Here is a 19894-nt window from a genome sequence, read left to right as displayed (position 1 = left end):
AACAATACAGATGAAAAGTAATTTTAAATATATATTCGGTCTTGTTCTCCTGACTTTGGGAATTGCGGCATGCGAGGACAAGGATAAAAACCCGCTCAATGTATTCGAACTGGAAGATTCCGCGGCTCCTTACGTTCGAATTCTGTTGGACGAAACTATTGTTGCCAAAGGCGATTTGGCCACCTCATCCTTATCTGGAACAGTGGATGACCCTAGCGACAATGTGGCTTCATGGGAACTCAGCGTTACCTTGGAATCGGGCGGTGTATCTTCCGACACGGTACAATTGGCCACCATAACAGATTTCCCCAGTGATATTTCCATTCCATACACCGATATAGCAAGTGCGCTCGGGATTACCGTGGATGACATTTCCGGTGGGGATTTTATAAGGTTCTTAGGAAAATCCACTGGTGTTGACGGAAGGGAAACCACCGCAGAAAACTATAGCGCCACTGTAACCGGACAACCGGAACAATTGCAGGCATTCAATTTTATAGTTTTGGTAAAATGCTCTCCTATTTCCGGAACTACGGTACCGGGAACCTGGGTCATAGAAATGCAAGACCTGTTCGGAGATGGATGGGACGGTGCCTTTGTAACGTTTGAAATTGATGGTGTAGCTACGGACTATACCTTTACCGCAGGTGACGCCGCCACATTTAACGTGGATGTCCCAGAAGGTACGGGCTCTTTAGTAATCTCATACACCAGTGGAGCTTTTGAAGAAGAGCATGTCTACACGATTGAAACACCGGATGGTGAGGTATTAGGTCCGTTTGGCCCTAATCCTGCCCCCTGTATCAATTGATTTTTTTTACATATTGTTCAATAAAAGGCCCGGATCCATTGGATCGGGCCTTTTACGTTTTACTAAATATGGTTCTAATATAACGGGAATGGTACTTGTAGTTGAGGATTTCCCAAAAAATACGGAGACCAATGTAGTTTAGTGGATATAAAACATAATCCTCTTACAAACAGCCTTGATCCCGAAAATATCCTTTCAAAAGTTATTTGTTTCATTTTTTGAGTGTATTTGAATTAGTCCAATCTTCAAGGCTGTTTTAATTTTTACAGGGTAATACATAATAGAATTAAGTAAAAATCCTTGTGCTCCCTTCATTCTTTAGGATGTACCTTTGCACCTTAAGAAAACAAGCTTGAACAACACTTCACGATCAACCAACAAAAAAGCACTTTTATCCCTCGCCATAGGCGGTTTTGGAATTGGACTTACGGAATTCGTTATCATGGGAATTTTGCCCAATATTGCCAATTCCTTGGAAATATCAATCCCAAAAGCTGGCCATTTCATTGCAATTTATGCACTTGGCGTTGTGGTGGGCGCTCCAATAATGGCCCGCATCACAAACAACCTCAATCCCAAAAGAACATTACTGTTCTTAATGTTATGGTTTACCCTCTTTAACACGCTATCTGCGTTTTCACCAAATTATTGGATCATGATGCTATTCCGATTTTTATCGGGAATGCCACATGGTGCATTTTTTGGCATTGGTGCGGTTGTCTCCGGCTATCTGGCAAAACCGGATAAGGCAGCACAGGCCATGGCCATTATGTTTTCTGGATTAACCGTTGCCAATATCTTAGGGGTTCCTTTGGGCACGTACATTGGTCAGGAATTACACTGGAGCTATTCCTTTATACTTGTAGGCTTTGCAGGTATAGCCACACTGGCAAGTTTATATTTTTGGATGCCTAAAAAGGAATTGGAGGAAGCGGACAGTCCTCAGACCCAAGGTGCTTCACCAGGGTTAAGGAACAAAAAATTATGGGCACTAATAGTTTTGACCACTGTGGGCACTGGAGGCTTTTTTGCTTGGTATAGCTACATTGCCCCACTGGTAATCAATGTAACCAAACTGCCTGAAGCCAATGTTGGATACGTAATGATCGTTGCTGGACTTGGTATGTTCTTCGGTAACTTTCTTGGCGCTCGGATGGTGGAAATACTCAATCCAGTAAAATCTGTTGTTCTAAGCATGCTTTGCATGACTACCATTCTAATACTGAATGCCATTTTTGCCAGTAGTGACATTGCTATTTTTATATTGAGCTTTATCGTAGGCGTAATTACTTTTTCAATTACGGCCCCTATCCAAATAGCCATAATAAAAGCGGCTAAAGGAGCAGAAAAACTAGGCTCATCAATGAACCAAAGTGCCTTTAACATGGGTAATGCATCGGGAGCTTATTTTGGTGGCCTTCCCATGGTATATGGACTCGGATTCAATTATGCCAGCGTTGTCGGAGGCATTCTGGCCTGCATCGGGGCGTGTATTGGAATTGCAATTCTTTATATGGACAAACATTCCAAAAGAAAAAAAGAATCGTAGTTTTACATGGTGATGCGCTTTTTACGAAATAGCTCCTTAATAAAATATTTCTGGTGTTTAATGGGACTCTACCTATTGAACGTAAGTGTGGACTCCCCGGACAGGTACCCCGATTACATTCCTGAAAACCTATCCATCAACGATCAAGAGAGTGTTATAGAGATCTTAGTGGAAAAAGTAATGGGACTTGGTGATGTTTTCGTAGAATACGATGACCCTGACAAGGAAGACCACAATGGAGGCAGCAGTTTTAAAATACAGCTGACCTTCTTTACTGATGCTGGTCCGGAAGCAAATATCATGCTCTCATACAGAAAGAAAAAAAAGTTCCCCGAATACCCATCGGAGCTGATCCAACACCATTATCAAAAAGACACTCCGCCCCCCGAAGTTTGATTTATTCCTTTCACAAATGCCCTTCCTTATTTAAATAAGGCTCGGGGATGCTACATTTTCAACGAATAAATCAAAACACATGAAAAAAAACATATTTTTTTTGATGCCGATCATGCTATTGGCATCATCCACCCTATCCTTTGCCCAAATCAGTAAAACGGAAAAAGACAGCCTGTATATTGCTCAGGTCGAGGACAAGAAACAACCTGCCAAGGTATTACATGCCGAACCCCTGTACATAGATCTTATACGCGATCTAGGTGCCCGAAAAGGGGAAAGAGAATGGAACTTGGGGATTGGTTTGACCGACGAACTCACCTTTGACTCTTATGAAGCGTTGATAGAGTACGAATGGGCTCCAATGGACAGGTTGGGGTTAGAAGTGGAACTACCTTTTACATTTTACTCTCCCCTAAGTGGCAATGGAGATACTCTAACACCTTCGAACAGCTTGAACAGTATCAAGATCGCCACACAGTGGTCGTTTTTTGTAAATGAGCGGATGGCAACATCCATGGCCATCGGCTATATAAATGAGTTCGAGCTCTCCGATTTTAGAAACTTTGGAAAACCATTGATATCGGGAAATGTATATAATCCGTTTTTAGTGATTGCCAAGCGTTGGGGAAACAATTTCCATTCCTTGGTGTACACAGGGCCCATGATCGGTCACGAATACCAAAGTGGCGAAGTCCATACAGCTTATGATGTAAATACCAGTTTCCATTATATGATTCCTGGAACTCGGAACTTTATAGGTGTGGAGTTCAATAAAACCTGGGAAAGCAGCGATTTTGATATGACCATGCGACCACAAATGCGACTGGGCATTGCCGACAACATGATGATCGGTATTATAGCCGGTATACCTGTAAATAGGGAAAATGAGCGGTTCAGTTCGTTTTTAAGGCTTATTTGGGAACCAAAACATAAATAGCAAAACACCTAAAACAACTCAAGGGGCATCCACTGCCCCTTGATTTTTTATGTCCCACTTTGATTTAAAAGGCTGATTTTAATTTTAGTGCTTAACTTTATCCTTGGCAAGTTGCCTTGTCCATAAAAATTGTTCAGTTTGAAGCCCCATTTACTATTGTGCTTGTTGTTTTTTTGTTCAACCCTAATGGGCCAAGAACTTCCCCCTATTCGGAACTATACCACCAAAGAATATAATGGGGAGTTCCAAAATTGGGGCATAACCCAATCTCCCTCCAAGAATATCTTTATTGCAAACCATACCAGTCTTTTGGAATTTGATGGCAGTAGATGGCATCAGTATAAACTTCCAACATCTCCCATCATTAGATCTGTACAAGCGGTAGAGAATAAAATATATACCGGTTCTTATCGGGAATTTGGCTATTGGACAAAAACGGACAATAGGGATTTGGCATATAACTCCCTTTCACAGCAAATGGATATATCCATGGCCGAAGATGAGGAGTTTTGGGACATTTTGGTTCTTGACCAATGGGTTCTCTTCCAATCATTGGACAGAATTTATATATACGATACGGCAGAGAAATCTTTTAAAATGATCAAAGCCAATTCGGATAAGGCCAACCTAAGTATGGTCAACAACAATGTGTATTTCCAAATAGCGGGAGAAGGCCTATTTACGATTCAAAACGGAAATGCAGAGCTGGTCAGCAACGAATCCATATTTAAAGATCAATCCGTTGTTGGTCTATATGCCTTGGACAATGAACTTGCCGTAATAACGGAAAGCTCACAATTTTACAGATTCGATTCGGGCACCCTTACACCGTGGAATACGGTTTTGGATTCTTTGAATGTAAGACTATATAGTAGCATTCAACTTAAGGATGGAACTTTTGCTCTGGGAAGTATCTCTAATGGACTATATCACATTTCGGCAGATGGTAAGAGCTTAATTCAAAATATCGACCAAGAAAAAGGATTGAACAACAATACTGTTTTATCCCTTTTTGAAGATTCAGAAAATAATCTTTGGTTAGGTCTGGACAACGGTGTCAGTGTAATAAACCTATACTCTCCCTTTAACGAATATGTTGATAAATTGGGAAATCTGGGGCTGGTATATGCCGCATTGAGCCACGAAGGCATACTATACTTGGGGACCAATCAAGGTCTTTTTTATCGAAAAATCGATTCGCAGGACACCTTTCGCATAATCGAGGGGACAGAGGGACAGGTTTGGAATCTGCAACTGGTGGACGACACTATCTTCTGTGGCCATAACAGCGGTACTTTTGTTTTGGAAAACTTGAATGCAGAATTAATTTCATCATTCCCCGGAACTTGGGCTGTAAAACCAATTGCTGGTAAAAACAACTTACTGCTGCAGGGCAATTACAATGGCCTAAGCATACTTGAAAAATCACAGGGCAAATGGCAATTCAGGAACACCATTGATGGGTTCAATATTTCCAGCCGATTTTTTGAAATGGATGGGTTGGAAGTGGTCGTGAACCACGAACAAAAAGGCTTGTATTTTATTGAATTGGAACCGGATTACTCAAAGGTAAAACAAGTTGTGAACAAGGATCCATTTGGCCATAGCTCCAATATTTTTAGTTTTGAGAACAACATTTACTATAAGACCAATACTGGAATTTATCGCATAAAAAATGATAGGACCATTACAGTGGACAGTACCTTGACCTCCATGGTGCTCGACAACAACAATGGACAAGTAAGTATTGTTATTCCTGAAAAATCCGAGCAGCGTTTGTGGTTCTTCACCAATTCAGGTCTTCAATATGTTACCCAAAGTACCTTGAGCAATAAATTGAGTAGTTCAAATATTTCCATACCGCAGGATATCAGGACCAACTTGGGGGTATCCGGATTTGAGAACATTTCCAAGATAGATGATTACAAATATTTGATCGGAAGTTCGAACGGATATGTTTCATTGGACCTTACCAAGGTATCACCATCTAGCAGTGAAGTATTTATCAATTCCATTTATTATGGTGGTTATCAAGAATTTTTAGCGAAAACTCCGATTACCTCAACAGGCACGTTCAAATATTCGAACAACAACATCAAATTTGAGTTCAGTGTACCAGAATTTGATAAATACACAGAAGTCCGGTACCAGTATAAAATGGAAAATCTCTATGATGAATGGAGTGAATGGTCCGAATCTTCCGAGGCCATATTCAAAAACTTGACCTTTGGCGATTATACGTTCACCGTAAGGGCGATGGTGGGCAATTATATTTGTGAAAACCAAGCTTCCTATACTTTCACCATATCACGACCGTGGTACCTCTCCAATATTGCTGTTGTTATCTACATTCTTATTCTATTCACTTTATTTATACTGGTGCACAGAATTTACAAGTCCTACTACAAACGAAAACAACAATCACTAATAAAGAAGAACCAAAAAGAACTCGAGCGACGAGAGCTAGAGGAGAAAGAACGTATTGCTCAAATTCAGACAGAGAAACTACAAAATGAAATTGACAATAAAAATCGTGAGCTGGCCATATCCACCATGAGTTTGGTAAAGAAAAACAAATTCCTTTCTTCCTTAAAATCACAATTAAAAGAGGTACCCAACAAAGACAAAAACATAAAATCGGTAATCAAAGAGATCGATCGTAATATCAATAGTGAAGACGATTGGAAGTTCTTTGAGGATGCGTTTAACAATGCCGACAAAGATTTTCTAAAAAGGATCAAGACTAAACATGATAGCCTAACGAACAACGACCTCAGATTATGTGCATATTTAAGGTTGAACCTTTCTTCCAAAGAAATAGCACCTTTGCTCAATATATCGGTAAAAAGTGTGGAAATGAAGCGCTACAGACTGCGTAAAAAATTCGACCTTCCACACCACGATAACCTTATAGACTACATATTGAACTTTTAAGTAGCTCTACTTTTATACATCAGTCCCCTACAATTCTTAAAATTACCCCTACATCAACACTACAAAAGCATAAAAACCCACTTTTACAACATGTTTCAAGGTTGTATAAACACTGTGGAAAAATTTACATATCCTCATATTTTATAGGGTTTAAATAGCAAAAACTCAATTTTAACACTTTTAAATTACCAATGTAGATTTTTTATAGAGGTGAATCCTTTGTTAAGAATACGTTAAGCCGATTACATTTATCTCAAATTAAATTGACTCAAAAATGAGATATGGCATTTTAACCCTAGTGGTGCTTTTATGTACCGCATATGGATATTCACAAAGAAAAACCGTTACCGGTACCGTCTCTGACAATATGGGGCCCATGCCGGGTGTAAACGTACTTGTAAAGGGAACCACCAATGGGGTGGTCACCAATTTTGATGGAGAATTCACCATTGATGATGTTTCCAACAGCGATACACTGGTATTCAGCTATGTTGGGTTCCTGACCCAAGAAGTGCCCGTTGGTACCCAAGAACAAATCGACATTGTTCTCCAAGAAGACACCCAAGCTCTTGACGAAGTAGTTGTCGTTGGTTATGGTACCCAAAAGAAAAGTAATGTAATTGGCTCCGTGGCGAGCGTTGAAGTTGAAGAAGCTACCAACGTGCCCACCACAAACGTATCGGAAATGTTACGGGGGCGAGCCGCAGGTGTACAGGTAAATTTGGGAGATGCACGACCCGGTGGTACCTCTAACATTGTAATCAGGGGTAACGTTTCTGTTGCTCCGGGAGGGAATTCTCCCTTGATTATTGTGGACGGTCTGCCATTTGACAACCTTAATGATGTTGCACCTGACGATATCGCAAACATCGAAATCCTAAAGGATGCATCATCCACTGCAATTTATGGTTCCCGGGCATCAAACGGGGTAATTTTGGTGACAACCAAAAGAGGTAAAGAAGGTAAAGCAACCATAGATTACCATGGCTTTACCACTGTACAATCGTTGACCAAAAACTTCAATCAATACACCGGCCAACAATTCATCGATCTTAGAAGAGAGGCGAACAGAAATAGGTTCACTGGAGATTATTTAAGTGATGAGAACATATTCTCACCATTTGAACTGGAAGCCATTGAAAACCAAAATTTCGTGGATTGGGAAGATTTGGTCCTTCAAGATGCGATTATCCAGAGCCATTCCTTGAGTTTTTCTGCAGGTAGCGAAAAAACAAAGGTGTTCTCCAGTGTTAACTACTTTTCCCAAGAAGGTATTATTCCGAACTCAGGTTTTGACAGAGGCACATTCAAACTAAACATAGAACAAAAACTTTCAGATAAATTGATGTTCAGAGGAATCATCAACTATCAAAATGCAAAACAAGACCGAGAAACGGGAGGAATCAACTTCACCACAATAACACCCCTTGCACAACCCTATACTGCCGATGGCGACCTACAGAAATTTTATTTGGGCCCATCAAACACAGCGGTAAACCCATTATGGGACCAAAGGGAATCCGTGGACGAGACCAAAATCAACCTTACGGATGTTAACCTGAGCTTGATTTACGATATTGCACCGAACCTAAGCTATACCCTTAAAACCTTTTTAAGGAACCGTAACACTAACCAAGGCGTTTATAGATCTTCACTTCACTCCGCAGGTGATGAGGGAATCGATGGAATCGGGGTGTTGTCCAACACATTGTTTAAACAGGTGTTGGTGGAAAACATCTTGAATTACACACCACAGATCAGCGACGACCATAGCCTGGACCTTACAGCTGTTCAAGCTTTTGATGAGCAAAGAACTGAATACACCCAATTGGATAAATCCGGCTTCACCAATGATGCGTTGAAGTTCAATGGGGATGCCACAGAACTGTTGAACAATATTCGCAATGTATCCCAACGTAGACTTTTATCATTCCTCGGAAGGGTGAGATACGGCTACCTGGACAGATACCTTTTGGAAGCCACAGCTCGTGCCGATGGTGCATCCGTATTTGCCGAGAACAACAAATGGGGGTTCTTTCCCGCGGTATCCTTAGCATGGAAAATGCACATGGAACCATTCATGGAAAATGTAGATGCCATCAACGAAATGAAATTTAGGGTGAGCTATGGTGCTACAGGGAACCAGGGAATCAATCCGTTGGAATCTTTAGGGGTAGCGGACAATTTACCCTATGTATTTGGGGATGAAACCGTTGCAGGTGCCACAGCATCTTCCCGTCTGCCCAACCCGAACCTAAAATGGGAGACTACAACCACCCTCAACGCTGGTGTTGATTTTAGGTTGTTCAATAACTTTTTCCAAGGAACGTTCGAATACTACAAAGCAAATACTACCGACCTTTTATTGGATAGATCTATTGCGGGAACCACTGGTTTCAATGTGATTCGTTTTAACTCAGGTGAATTACAAAACCAAGGTATTGAAGCCTCTTTGACTTCGAATATTATCAGAAAAGATGATTTTAGCTGGTCCTTGGGATTGGTTTTCTCCAGAAACAGGAACAAAGTAATTTCCCTTACCGGAGAGACCGACGATCAAGGTAACCCGATCGATATTACCGATACATCAGGTAGAAGGTTGTCCATTGGACAATCCATCAATAATATCTGGTTGCCCAAATATGATGGCATCTATCAAGAAGGTGACGACATCGCTGGATCTGGTAACCCATTGGCACAACCTGGTGACGTTCGTGTAATCGACCAAGATGGCAACGGACAGATTGATGACAGGGACAACGTGTTCACCAATACCGACCCAGATTGGTACGGTTCTATCACCAATACCATTACCTATAAGAATTTTGACCTGTTTGCGGATATTTACATAGTTCAGGGAGCTACCAGGTTAAATCCTGTACTTGCCAACGGTGAACTTTGGAAAGGTGCCATAAACGGTATCAGAACCAAATATTACACACCGGAATATCCATCGACCGAATATCCAAGGCCAAAACCGGATACGCATCTTCACCTGTTTCCTTTTGCGGTTAGAGATGCCTCCTATTTGAGGTTGAGGACACTTACCCTGGGATATAATATTCCAAAGGATGCATTCTCCAAATTGGGACTGCAAAGGGCAAAGGTATATGTTACGGGAACCAACCTGTTCACTTTTACCGATTTCAGGTCGTACAGTCCGGAACAAACTCCATTGGCGAACGATCAAAATGGATCGGCCTTCCCAGAGACCAGAAATATAACCCTAGGTGTAAAATTAGGATTCTAAAAAAATTGTCATGAAAAATATATTTCAATACATAACATCAAAAAAGGCACTGACAATACTCCTTGTCCTTGCTACATTCACATCGTGTGAAAAAGACCTGTTGGAAGACGAACTATTGTCCGACACCTCTGTGGACTTTTTGTACACCAATCCTGAAGGATTGGAAAATGCAGTGGTCGGCCTGTATACCCTTAACAGAAACATTTATCAAGATTTGAGCCTTAACGGTACTTACCCACTTATTCCACAGGCCAAGAGCGATTTGGGAGTTGGAATTACCGGAGAGGTTTCCCTTTATAGCCGTCTGTTATGGGGTGCCAGTTTAGGGGACTACGGAACAACTTCCGGTATAAACGCACATTGGGTACACTACTATAGAATCGTTGACCGGGCCAATGCAATCATCCAAGGCGCAGAGAACTTGGAGGATATTGAAGAAAGCAGAAGGAACCAGATTATTGCTGAAGCCAAATGTATGAGGGCCAATTCCTTCTTCACGCTTTACCGTATGTTCAACAATATCTTCATTACCACGGAACCTACTACACCAGAAAATGCATTCGATGTACCTCAGGATAAATCGTCTGTGGAAGAGATATTCTCACTACTTCGTTCCGATTTGGACTTCGCCATAGCCAATTTGGACTATGCCCCAGCCCAATTTGGAAGATGGGGACAAGGAGCAGCTAGACACCTTAGGGCCAAAGTGGCCATGTGGGAAAACGATTGGACCGAGGCTGCGGCCCAAACCGATGCATTGATCACCAGTGGAAGTCATAGCTTGACCTCAACCACAGCAGAAGTATTTGCAGGTGAGCTCAACCACTCGGAAACACTCTTTGCCATCAATTTTGAAAGGCAGACCATCGGAGGGGGTAGCCCACATATCATGAACTGGAACATGGTTTCATCCTATGCCGATGCCCCAGGTTTGATTCAATCCGTTGAAAACGGAGGTGCGGGAGCAGGATTTATTTCTTTGAACCAATACACGATCGACCTTCTCAATGAAGATCCAAATGATGACAGAAAGGACAACACCTACTATATTTTTGAGTACGCCTACAACGATGAAACAGCCTTGCCGGCAGGTAAGGAACTAGGTGACCCTCTAGATCTTTATGAAAACAGCGAAACGGACCAAAACGAGTTTATGCTGTACTATAGAAGACAGAACCCAGGTATTCTCAAATTTTTTGATGATACCGTGGAACCTACCGATAGGAACCATTTCAAGAACATTATGATCTATCGCTTGGCAGAAACCTATCTCATTGGTGCCGAAGCACATATGATGCTGAACAATTCCGCTAAGGCTTTGGAGTACCTAAATGCCGTTCGCACCAGGGCAAACGCAGCTCCGGTGAACAGCATTGACCTTGAGACGATTTTAGAGGAAAGGGCCAGAGAACTTGCTTTTGAAGGACAGCGCTGGTTCACCCTAAAGCGTACCGGATTGTTGTTCGATTACCTATTGGACCACATGAACAACGATAATATGAACGAATCGTACCCTGAAGGAAATCCTAAAGATATTCTTAGAGAGTACATGCAAAACTGGCCCATTCCACAGCAGCAAATGGACCTTTTAGGCCCAAATTACCCACAAAACGATGGGTACAACTAATTAGGCACAAACTAGAATTAACTTATAACATTGAAAGATGAAAAAGCATAACAACAATAAGAACCTCAATAGCACAAGATTGCCCATCTTGTTCCTGTTGATGGCCATAGGCATTTTGGGCTCCATTGTATCCTGCGAGATGGAAGACGATATACCGCCTCCTTCGGCATACGTTGCACCGGAACCAGAACCAGAGCCAGAACCAGGTGAAGGATGTACTTTTTCCACCATAATTCCTGAACTCTCCGAAGGAATGGATTTTGAATGCGGCGGACCGGAAGTAGAATTTTTCGGTGAGATTGATGGTTCGTTCACATTGGAATATATTGAAAACCCCGACCCATCGGGCATCAACACCTCTGAAACAGTGGTAGCATATACCCAAACACCAAGTGTAGAACCATGGTCCGGTTTCTTCTTTGATCTTGCGAGTAAAGTGGATTTTACCGTGATGCAGACCATCAAAATAAAAGTTTACGCTCCCGCGGCCGATCAAATCGTACTTTTAAAGTTCGAGGATAGCTCAGATGGCTCCATTGCCAAAGAAGTACAAGCTACAACAACAGTTGCCAATGAATGGGAAGAATTATCCTTTGTATTCTCTCCAAGCGATTCCGACAAATTTGACAGAATGGTACTTTTCTTTGATTTTAATGGAGAAAAGAGCGCGGAAAGCACACATTATTTTGATGACATTGTGATGAGTGAAGGTGGCGAGGTGGAAGAACCCGGAGCAACCGGAGAACCAACTTCCCCTGCTCCCGACCCAACCATTGACCCAATGGAAGTAATATCCCTGTTCAGTGATGTTTACACAGATGTAACCGTAGATACTTGGAGAACAGATTGGTCCAATGCCACATTGGAGGATGTTGATATTCAAGGAAATGCCGCTAAAAAATATAGCGAATTGAGCTTTGTGGGTGTTGAAGCGGTATCCGCTCCTATTGATGCGACCAATATGACCCATTTCCGAACCGATATTTGGACCGGTGATGCCACAGAATTCAGAATAAAATTGGTAGACTTCGGAGCAGATGGCGCTTTTGATGGCGGTGACGATGTAGAGCACGAATTGGTTTTCGATGCACCGGCCCAGCAAGAATGGGTGACCTTGGATATTCCTTTGTCAGACTTTACAGGTTTAACCACCAGAGGACATATAGCTCAATTAATTTTTGTGGGAGCACCTTCAGGAGCTAACACTGTTTATGTGGATAATGTACTCTTCTACAACGAAGCGGGTGTTTCCAACGCACCTATTTCAGGAGCACCCGACCCAACCATTCCGGAATCCAATGTAATATCCGTATTCAGCGATGCCTATGCTGATGTGGCCGGAACAGATTTCAACCCAAATTGGGGCCAAGCCACTATAGTGACACAAGAAGATATTGCTGGCAACAATACTTTGAAATACGAAAACCTTAACTACCAAGGCACACAATTCGCGACTCCATTGGATGTTTCTGGAATGACAATGGTTCATGTAGATTATTGGACCGCTGATTCCTCAGCACTCAACTTGTCACTAATAAGTTCAGGGCCAGTAGAAACCCCATATGCATTTAATATAGTAAATGGTGAGTGGGCAAGTGTTGACATTCCATTGACCGAATTCTCCGATATAGTTGATTTAACCGATGTGATTCAGTTGAAGTTCGATGGTAACGGCACCATATATTTCGACAATATCTACTTCTACTCACCACCTGCAACGGAACCAACAGCGGCTGCTCCAACCCCTGCCCTTGCCGAAGCAGATGTAATATCCCTTTTCAGCAATGCTTACACCAACGTTCCTGTGGATACATGGAGAACCGATTGGTCCGTTGCGACCCTCGAGGATATTTTGGTGGAAGGTGATGATGTGAAGAAGTACAGTGACCTGAACTTTGTGGGCGTTGAAACCGTGGGCAATCAAATTGATGCAACGGAAATGACCCATTTACATACCGATGTTTGGACGGCCGATGCCACGGAAATAAGAATAAAGCTCGTAGATTTTGGAGCAGATGGGGCCTATGATGGCGGTGACGACGTTGAGCACGAGATCACCATTGCAAATCCCGAACAAAACACTTGGATTTCTTTGGACATCCCACTATCGGAATTTGCAGGATTGACCACCAAGGCAAATATTGCACAACTGATCTATGCAGGACAACCGGCCGGAACAATGACCATTTTTGTGGACAACGTCTATTTCCACAAATAGTGAACAAAAAACAAATCTTAAATTGATTTGAGTTAGTTAATTAAGCAAACGGATGAGCTCCTTTCTTTGTGCGGAAAGGAGCATAAATCCAAGTCAGGTTTTCTATGAAAAACGAAATGAGTATTCATCAAATAGTTAAAATGAGCATTTTTAATATATCCCTATTATCCTTGTTATTTGCACTTTCATGCAGTTCCGGGGATTCCGATACTGCCACCACACCCAGCAACTTAACAGTGGACATTGCACTTGTCGGGGCCAACGAAAACAATCCAAATGGCGACGGCTCTGGAAGGGTTGAGATAACAGCATCGGCAAACAATGCAGTTAGATATGCCTTTCGAATAGGCAACGGAGATCAAATTGAGAGTGAATCGGGTACGCTCGAACACACTTTCTACCAAAATGGGACCAATACCTACAATATTGTGGTATGGGCTTATTCACAATCAGGTTCTTTTATAAACGAAAGTTATGCTGTAGAGGTTTACAGGTCTGATGAGGCATTTGCCACTTTGGTGTTTTCCGATGAATTTGAAAGTGCCGGGCGGCCAGATGGTGACAAATGGCATTATCAAATAATCCCGCCAAATAATGGAAGCTGGCACAATGGGGAGCTTCAACATTATACCGATCGTGAAGACAATTCTTTTGTAAGTGACGGAACCTTAAAAATTAAGGCCAAAAAAGAACAGTATTCGTATAACGGCAGCACCAAAGAGTATACTTCCGCAAGGTTGAACACAAAATTCGCCTTTACCTACGGACGTGTGGAGGTACGCGCCAAACTTCCTAGCACAGCTGGTACATGGCCCGCTATTTGGACTTTGGGCGCCAATGTAAATGAAACGGGAAATTACTTCGGTGATCAATACGGAAGCGTTGGATGGCCGCTCTGTGGTGAAATCGATATTATGGAGCAAACTGGATGGGACAAGAACAGTACTATTTCCCATTTTCATTGGGGCGATCTAAACACAGAGGAGTATATGGACGATGGAGGTGAAACCGCTGTGGCAAATGCTTCCGGAGAATATCACATCTATTCCATGGAATGGGACGGTAACAGCATTAAGACCTATGTGGACGACACTTTGGTCTTTGAATTGCCGAATACGAGCAATAAACCGTTTAACGAAGAACACTATTTAATTCTCAACGTAGCCATCGGGGGTAACTTGGGAGGTGACGTACCTACCAATTTTACTGAGGATACCTTTGAGATTGATTATGTACGAATTTATCAGTAGTAAGGTCCAATAAAGGACCGATAGAGTTAGATTACTGATATTTGATCAATTTAAGATCTTGGAAAGGTTTAGATCGAGCATTTCCAACCAAAGCCGGAGCATTTGTCTTCGGCTTTTTTATTGGCCAAGCTCTTTGGCATTGAACAACACCAATTCTTGGTTCCTAAAACCTGCGGTCGCCTCTATGGGATTACAGCATACTTCACAATCCTCGACATAAGTCTGTTCGGCGATGGAGTTATCCAACAAAAAGGAAATTTCCTCCCAACAGTACGGGCATTGAAAAAAATGCTCGTACATGGCCTAAAAATCAACATTAAGTAACTGTCCGCTAATTTGGAGCATTTGTAATTCGGCCAATTTAGCGGTGTATTTAGCTTGACTTTTGGCCAATTCAGCATTGAGCAGATTCAATTGCGCCTGTCTAAATTCTATGGAGGTCACCTGACCCAATTTATAGCGCTCGTCAGTTCTGTTAAAGTTATTTTGATTGGTCTGTAGGTTTTTTTCCTGTACCTCTAGTACATAAAGTGCATTGGTATAACTGTCCCATGCATTTCGGATATCACGTTCTACCTCCAGTTCAATCTGTTTTTTAGCTATTTCTTGGTTTTTGTAGGCAATTTTGGCGTTTTTAATTCCCGTAATGGTGGTGCCACCATCAAATAGGTTCCAAGTCAAGTTCACCGTTCCCGTTACTCCTGTGGAGGTATTTTGTAAAACGAACGCCAGTGGGCTGTTGTTGTTGGATTCGTTCCAACCATATGTACCTGTTAAACCTATTGTCGGCAAATAACCACTTCGAGCCACTCGAATATCGTTCAGACCCATATTAAGGTCCTTTTCCACTATTTGAAGCCTTACATTGTTCATCTTGGCCTCATTGTACATACTTTCCATACGTAATTCGGGAACAAAGGTTACCGTAGTATCCGCTGAAAATTGTGACGACAGGTCCCTGTTGAGTATAAGGTTCAGATCCCTCATGGTATTTCGCAATAGCTGCCTGGAATTCAAAAGGTTGATACTATCCGTATTGATATCAACTTCTGCATTCAATACATCCAATCCGGTATTTTGTCCGAATTCGAACTGGTACTCCGCTCTTTTTAGCCTATCCTTTGAAATGGCCAAGGCCTGCTCAAGTGTTGCTGTATTTTCGGTTAAGCGCGCTGCTTCGTAATAGACCGTGAACAACTGTAAGATCGTTGTTTCAATGGTCTGCCTCACCTCCAATTCCGATTGTTGGGACCTTTCTTTAAAACTTTTGTAGTTGTAGTATCTTCCGAGACCATCGAACAATGTATAATTTACATTTACCGAAGCACTGTATCTTCTAGTTTCCGCTCCCTCGGCTGTCCTAGTGTCCCCATTTCCCAAGACACCTTCCGAATTTTGTTTGTCTATGCTCCCACTTGCGTTTCCTGTTACCGATGGCAAATAACCTGAATTTAGGATATCCGCATTATTTTCATCGATAATTCTAGTATTCCTTGCAACCAGGATATCAAGATTGTTCTCCAACACCATATCTATGGCTTCCTGTTTGGAAAGTAGCTGGTCCTGAGCGAACATTACCGGACCATAAAACAATAAAATCAGGGTTGTTGTATAAAAAAAGTTTTTCATTATGTGGTTTCTTCTACAACTTTTGAATTTTCTTCTCCATTTTGGGACATATTAGTGTTCTCCGTGCCATTTAAATGCTCCATACTTTCTGCCTCCATTTCCTCTTCTTCGTGCTTCTCTCTAATAGCTCGTTCCACCTCTTCGGGCGTCACTTCTTCTCCTGTCCATAATTTTTTGGTAAATACTTTTACACTATTACCAAAGGATAATAGCAATGGCAACATCAACAATGTCAATATCGTAGCAAATGCAATACCATAGGCGATGGATATGGCCATAGGCTTCAAGAACTGGGCTTGACGGCTCTTTTCCAACAGCAACGGCGCCAGTCCTGCTATAGTGGTCACGGAGGTCAAAAAGATAGCCCTAAAACGCGAACGTCCTGCTTCGTAAAGTGCATCATCGAATTTCATACCGTTCCTCAAATTGATATTGAACTTACCAATCAAAACCAAGCCGTCGTTAACCATGATCCCTATTAAGGCAATGATACCCAACATGGAGAGTATATTGATTGGAAAACCATGGAGATAATGTCCCCAAGCCACCGCAGTTAAACTGAACGGTACCATAAAAATCAAAAGCAATGGCTGGCTGATGCTCCTAAAGGTAAAGGCAATGGTTATAAAAATCAGGAAAATCACAATAGGCCCCACAAATCCAAGAGATCCTATGAGTTTATTGGCTTCCCTGTTCTGTCCTTCATAGGAAGGTGAAATGGACGGATATTTTGAAAGAATATCGGGCAACACCTCGTTTCTTATCCATAACATGGCATCGGTTCCACTGGTTGTTTCAGGATCGGTCAAATCCGAAGATACCTGGATTTCCCTTCTTCCTTCCAGGTGATTGATGGCCACATCTCCTCTTTCAATGGTATATGTAGCGATTTCCTTAAGTGGGATACGGTCTCCACTTGGAGCTAGAATCCTCATTTCATCCAAATCTGATATGGACGATCGGTTTTCTCTATCATAGCGCACCCATACCCTTATTTCATCCTGACCTCTCTGAAATCGTTGTGCCTGTGCCCCAAAGAACCCACCTCGTACTTGGTTCATTACCGTTCTAAGATCCAATCCAAGCAAATAGGCATTCTCCTTAAGCTGCAATCTGATTTCCTTGATTCCCGCAGGGTCGTTGTCCACAACATCCTTTAAATTGGCATTGGCCTCCATGGCAGCTTTAAGTTCTTCCTTGGCGGCTTTAAGTTCTGCAATATTATTGCCCAATAAGGAAACGGAAACGGGATTACCTCCAAAATTTCCTCCGGAACCATAGATCAAGCTTTCTACACCTATTACAGGTCCAACCAATTCTCTGAGCCTGTTGGTCACCATATCTGCTCTGATTCCATCCGGTCTCTCTTCACCTGGCAAAAGGTTGATCTGCAAATTTGCTGAGGACGAACCTGGTCCTAAATTCTTAATCATATTCACATAGAGCATTTTATCCATACCCTGTAAATACTTGTCTGTAAGTTCTTGATTTACGATACGTGCCTTGTCCTGTATCAAGCTTATTATGGAATCCGTGACCTTCTCGTTGGTTCCGTTGGGCATGGTCAGCTCTATGGAAACCTGATCACTGGCCACCCTGGGGAAAAAAGAGGTTCGAATAACACCTCCGCCGATAGATCCGAGGGTAAGCGCCAGTCCCATAAAAAAGAGCGCAAAGGTGAGGAACTTATAATTCAACATAAAATTAAGGGCCGGACTGTACCATTTGTCCCTCATGTAATTCATGATTCTGTCCCCTAACCTATTTATGGCCCTAAGTTCGGCAAACACTTTTGCTATTCCCGTCTTGGGTTTATCACTCTGTTTGTGCAATGCCTTGGAATGCGCCAAGTGAGCCGGTAAAATTATCAAGGCCTCCACCAAGGAAACAACAAGGGTCAAAATCACGATTACGGAAACCTCACTAAAGAATTCACCGATCCTACTATCCAAGAAAAGGAAAATAGAAAATGCCAGAATGGTAGTGATTATTGCCGAAATAATAGGTGGAATCACTTCCATGGTCCCATCAATAGCTGCTTTTACCGGAGGTTTACCATCCTCATAGTGCTGATATATATTTTCTGCGATCACAATCCCATCATCCACCAGAATACCGATAACAATGATCATTCCGAACAATGAAAGCACATTAATGGTCACATTGAACATAGGTGCGAACACAAACATTCCCAAAAATGCAATGGGAAGTCCAAAAGCTACCCAAAATGCCAAACGCGTATTCAAGAACAACGATAGGAAGACCAATACCAGGATCATACCTACAATCGCATTTTCGGTCAACAGTTCCGTACGTTGGGTCAAGGTTGTAGATCGATCGTCTATAACATCCAGTTGTACGTTGGTATATTTTTCATTGAATTCCTGAATATACTGGCGTACATTTTCGGCGGAACCCATCAAATCTTCAGTATTGGTACTGGTTATGGTAATGTTTACGGCGAGCTTATCGTTAAAATACGAGGCATTGGGTGTTTCTGAGAACCTGTCACGTATCACGGCCACGTCCTTCAACCTGACAGCACGGCCAGCGGCATCTCCCCTAACTACGATATTGGATAGCTCATCTCCATAATACGAACGGTTATTGGCCCGTATCAAATATTCTTCTGTAACGGTCTTTATATTACCTCCAGTGACCAGGATATTGGCGTTGGAAACTGCCTGGGCCACCTCGCTAAAGGAAAGGTTATAGGCCAGTAGACTATTTTCGTCCACTGCTATTTCGATTTCCTCATCCGGATACCCCGCTATGGAAATCTGGGAAATACCATCGATCGCCCTAAGGTCGTTCTCTATTTGTCTTCCAATTTGTTTTAAGGTGGCCAATGGTACATCCTTACCGCTAACTGCAAAACTGATGGTCGGACGCACCGGCTCTTGTTTTGCCACGATCAAAGGTTCCATTCCCGTTGGAAAGGTAGGTACCCGGTCTACGGCGTTCTTTACCTCCAACAGCATGAAATCCACATTTCTTTCCTTCTCTATTTCAACATTTATGGTTCCGCTGTTTTCTCGAGAGGTAGATGTTACTCTTTCCACTCCTTCCAACCCCTTTAGGTTATCCTCGATTTTTAGAACAATACCTTCTTCAATTTCTTGTGGTGAAGCACCGGGGTAAGTTATGGCAATGGTAATGTTCCTAGCTTCATTGAGTGGAAAAAAGGATGATTTCAGGGAAAAGATTCCCACAATCCCAAAAACAAAGAATGCCAATATAAAGACATTCACTGCCATGTGGTATTTAATAAAATACGAGATGATCTTTCTCAC

The 19894-nt window shown here is 42.2% G+C and carries 12 protein-coding genes; 9 read left to right on the top strand and 3 right to left on the bottom strand.

What is annotated here, in order from left to right:
- Positions 1 to 10 precede the first annotated feature (10 nt).
- The 9 genes from PY091_RS09235 to PY091_RS09195 all read left to right on the top strand — a co-directional run bounded on the left by PY091_RS09235 (position 11) and on the right by PY091_RS09195 (position 14972).
- Positions 11 to 811: a hypothetical protein gene (locus tag PY091_RS09235; RefSeq protein ID WP_275649416.1), complete on the top strand. Its 801-nt coding sequence runs from the start codon at positions 11 to 13 to the stop codon at positions 809 to 811.
- Positions 812 to 1163: 352 nt separating this feature from the next.
- Positions 1164 to 2360: an MFS transporter gene (locus tag PY091_RS09230; protein WP_275649415.1), complete on the top strand. Its 1197-nt coding sequence runs from the start codon at positions 1164 to 1166 to the stop codon at positions 2358 to 2360.
- Positions 2361 to 2420: 60 nt separating this feature from the next.
- The gene (locus PY091_RS09225) at positions 2421 to 2756 is read left to right on the top strand and encodes a hypothetical protein (protein ID WP_275649414.1); all 336 of its coding nucleotides are present in this window, start codon (positions 2421 to 2423) and stop codon (positions 2754 to 2756) included.
- 79 nt (positions 2757 to 2835) lie between these two features.
- Positions 2836 to 3693, top strand: coding sequence for an HAEPLYID family protein (locus tag PY091_RS09220; RefSeq protein WP_417956951.1), 858 nt, complete (start codon positions 2836 to 2838; stop codon positions 3691 to 3693).
- A 186-nt stretch (positions 3694 to 3879) separates the two neighbouring features.
- On the top strand, positions 3880 to 6627 hold the full coding sequence (locus PY091_RS09215; protein WP_275649413.1) for a helix-turn-helix and ligand-binding sensor domain-containing protein: 2748 nt from the start codon (positions 3880 to 3882) through the stop codon (positions 6625 to 6627).
- Between the two features lie 274 nt (positions 6628 to 6901).
- Positions 6902 to 9877, top strand: coding sequence for a SusC/RagA family TonB-linked outer membrane protein (locus PY091_RS09210; RefSeq protein WP_275649412.1), 2976 nt, complete (start codon positions 6902 to 6904; stop codon positions 9875 to 9877).
- A 10-nt stretch (positions 9878 to 9887) separates the two neighbouring features.
- Positions 9888 to 11504, top strand: a complete 1617-nt coding sequence (locus PY091_RS09205) for a RagB/SusD family nutrient uptake outer membrane protein (RefSeq protein ID WP_275649411.1) — start codon at positions 9888 to 9890, stop codon at positions 11502 to 11504.
- A 37-nt stretch (positions 11505 to 11541) separates the two neighbouring features.
- A complete protein-coding gene (locus PY091_RS09200; protein ID WP_275649410.1) occupies positions 11542 to 13722 on the top strand; it encodes a hypothetical protein in 2181 nt (726 codons plus the stop codon).
- 140 nt (positions 13723 to 13862) lie between these two features.
- Positions 13863 to 14972, top strand: coding sequence for a glycoside hydrolase family 16 protein (locus PY091_RS09195; RefSeq protein ID WP_275649409.1), 1110 nt, complete (start codon positions 13863 to 13865; stop codon positions 14970 to 14972).
- Positions 14973 to 15089: 117 nt separating this feature from the next.
- Here the strand turns inward: PY091_RS09195 and PY091_RS09190 are convergent, their stop codons facing one another.
- From PY091_RS09190 to PY091_RS09180, 3 genes are read right to left on the bottom strand one after another with little or no spacing between them, the layout of a single operon-like run.
- A complete protein-coding gene (locus PY091_RS09190) occupies positions 15090 to 15272 on the bottom strand; it encodes a CPXCG motif-containing cysteine-rich protein (RefSeq protein WP_275649408.1) in 183 nt (60 codons plus the stop codon).
- Between the two features lie 3 nt (positions 15273 to 15275).
- Positions 15276 to 16601, bottom strand: a complete 1326-nt coding sequence (locus PY091_RS09185; protein WP_275649407.1) for a TolC family protein — start codon at positions 16599 to 16601, stop codon at positions 15276 to 15278.
- Positions 16601 to 19894 carry an efflux RND transporter permease subunit gene (locus PY091_RS09180; protein ID WP_275649406.1) on the bottom strand — a complete coding sequence of 1098 codons (3294 nt, stop codon included), beginning with the start codon at positions 19892 to 19894 and terminating at the stop codon, positions 16601 to 16603. The genes PY091_RS09185 and PY091_RS09180 overlap by 1 nt, the downstream gene beginning before the upstream one ends.

Source organism: Flagellimonas okinawensis (assembly GCF_029194005.1).
Lineage (GTDB): Bacteria > Bacteroidota > Bacteroidia > Flavobacteriales > Flavobacteriaceae > Flagellimonas > Flagellimonas okinawensis.
Note: the sequence above shows the minus strand (reverse complement) of the source record. Positions and strands in the feature narration are given on the sequence as shown.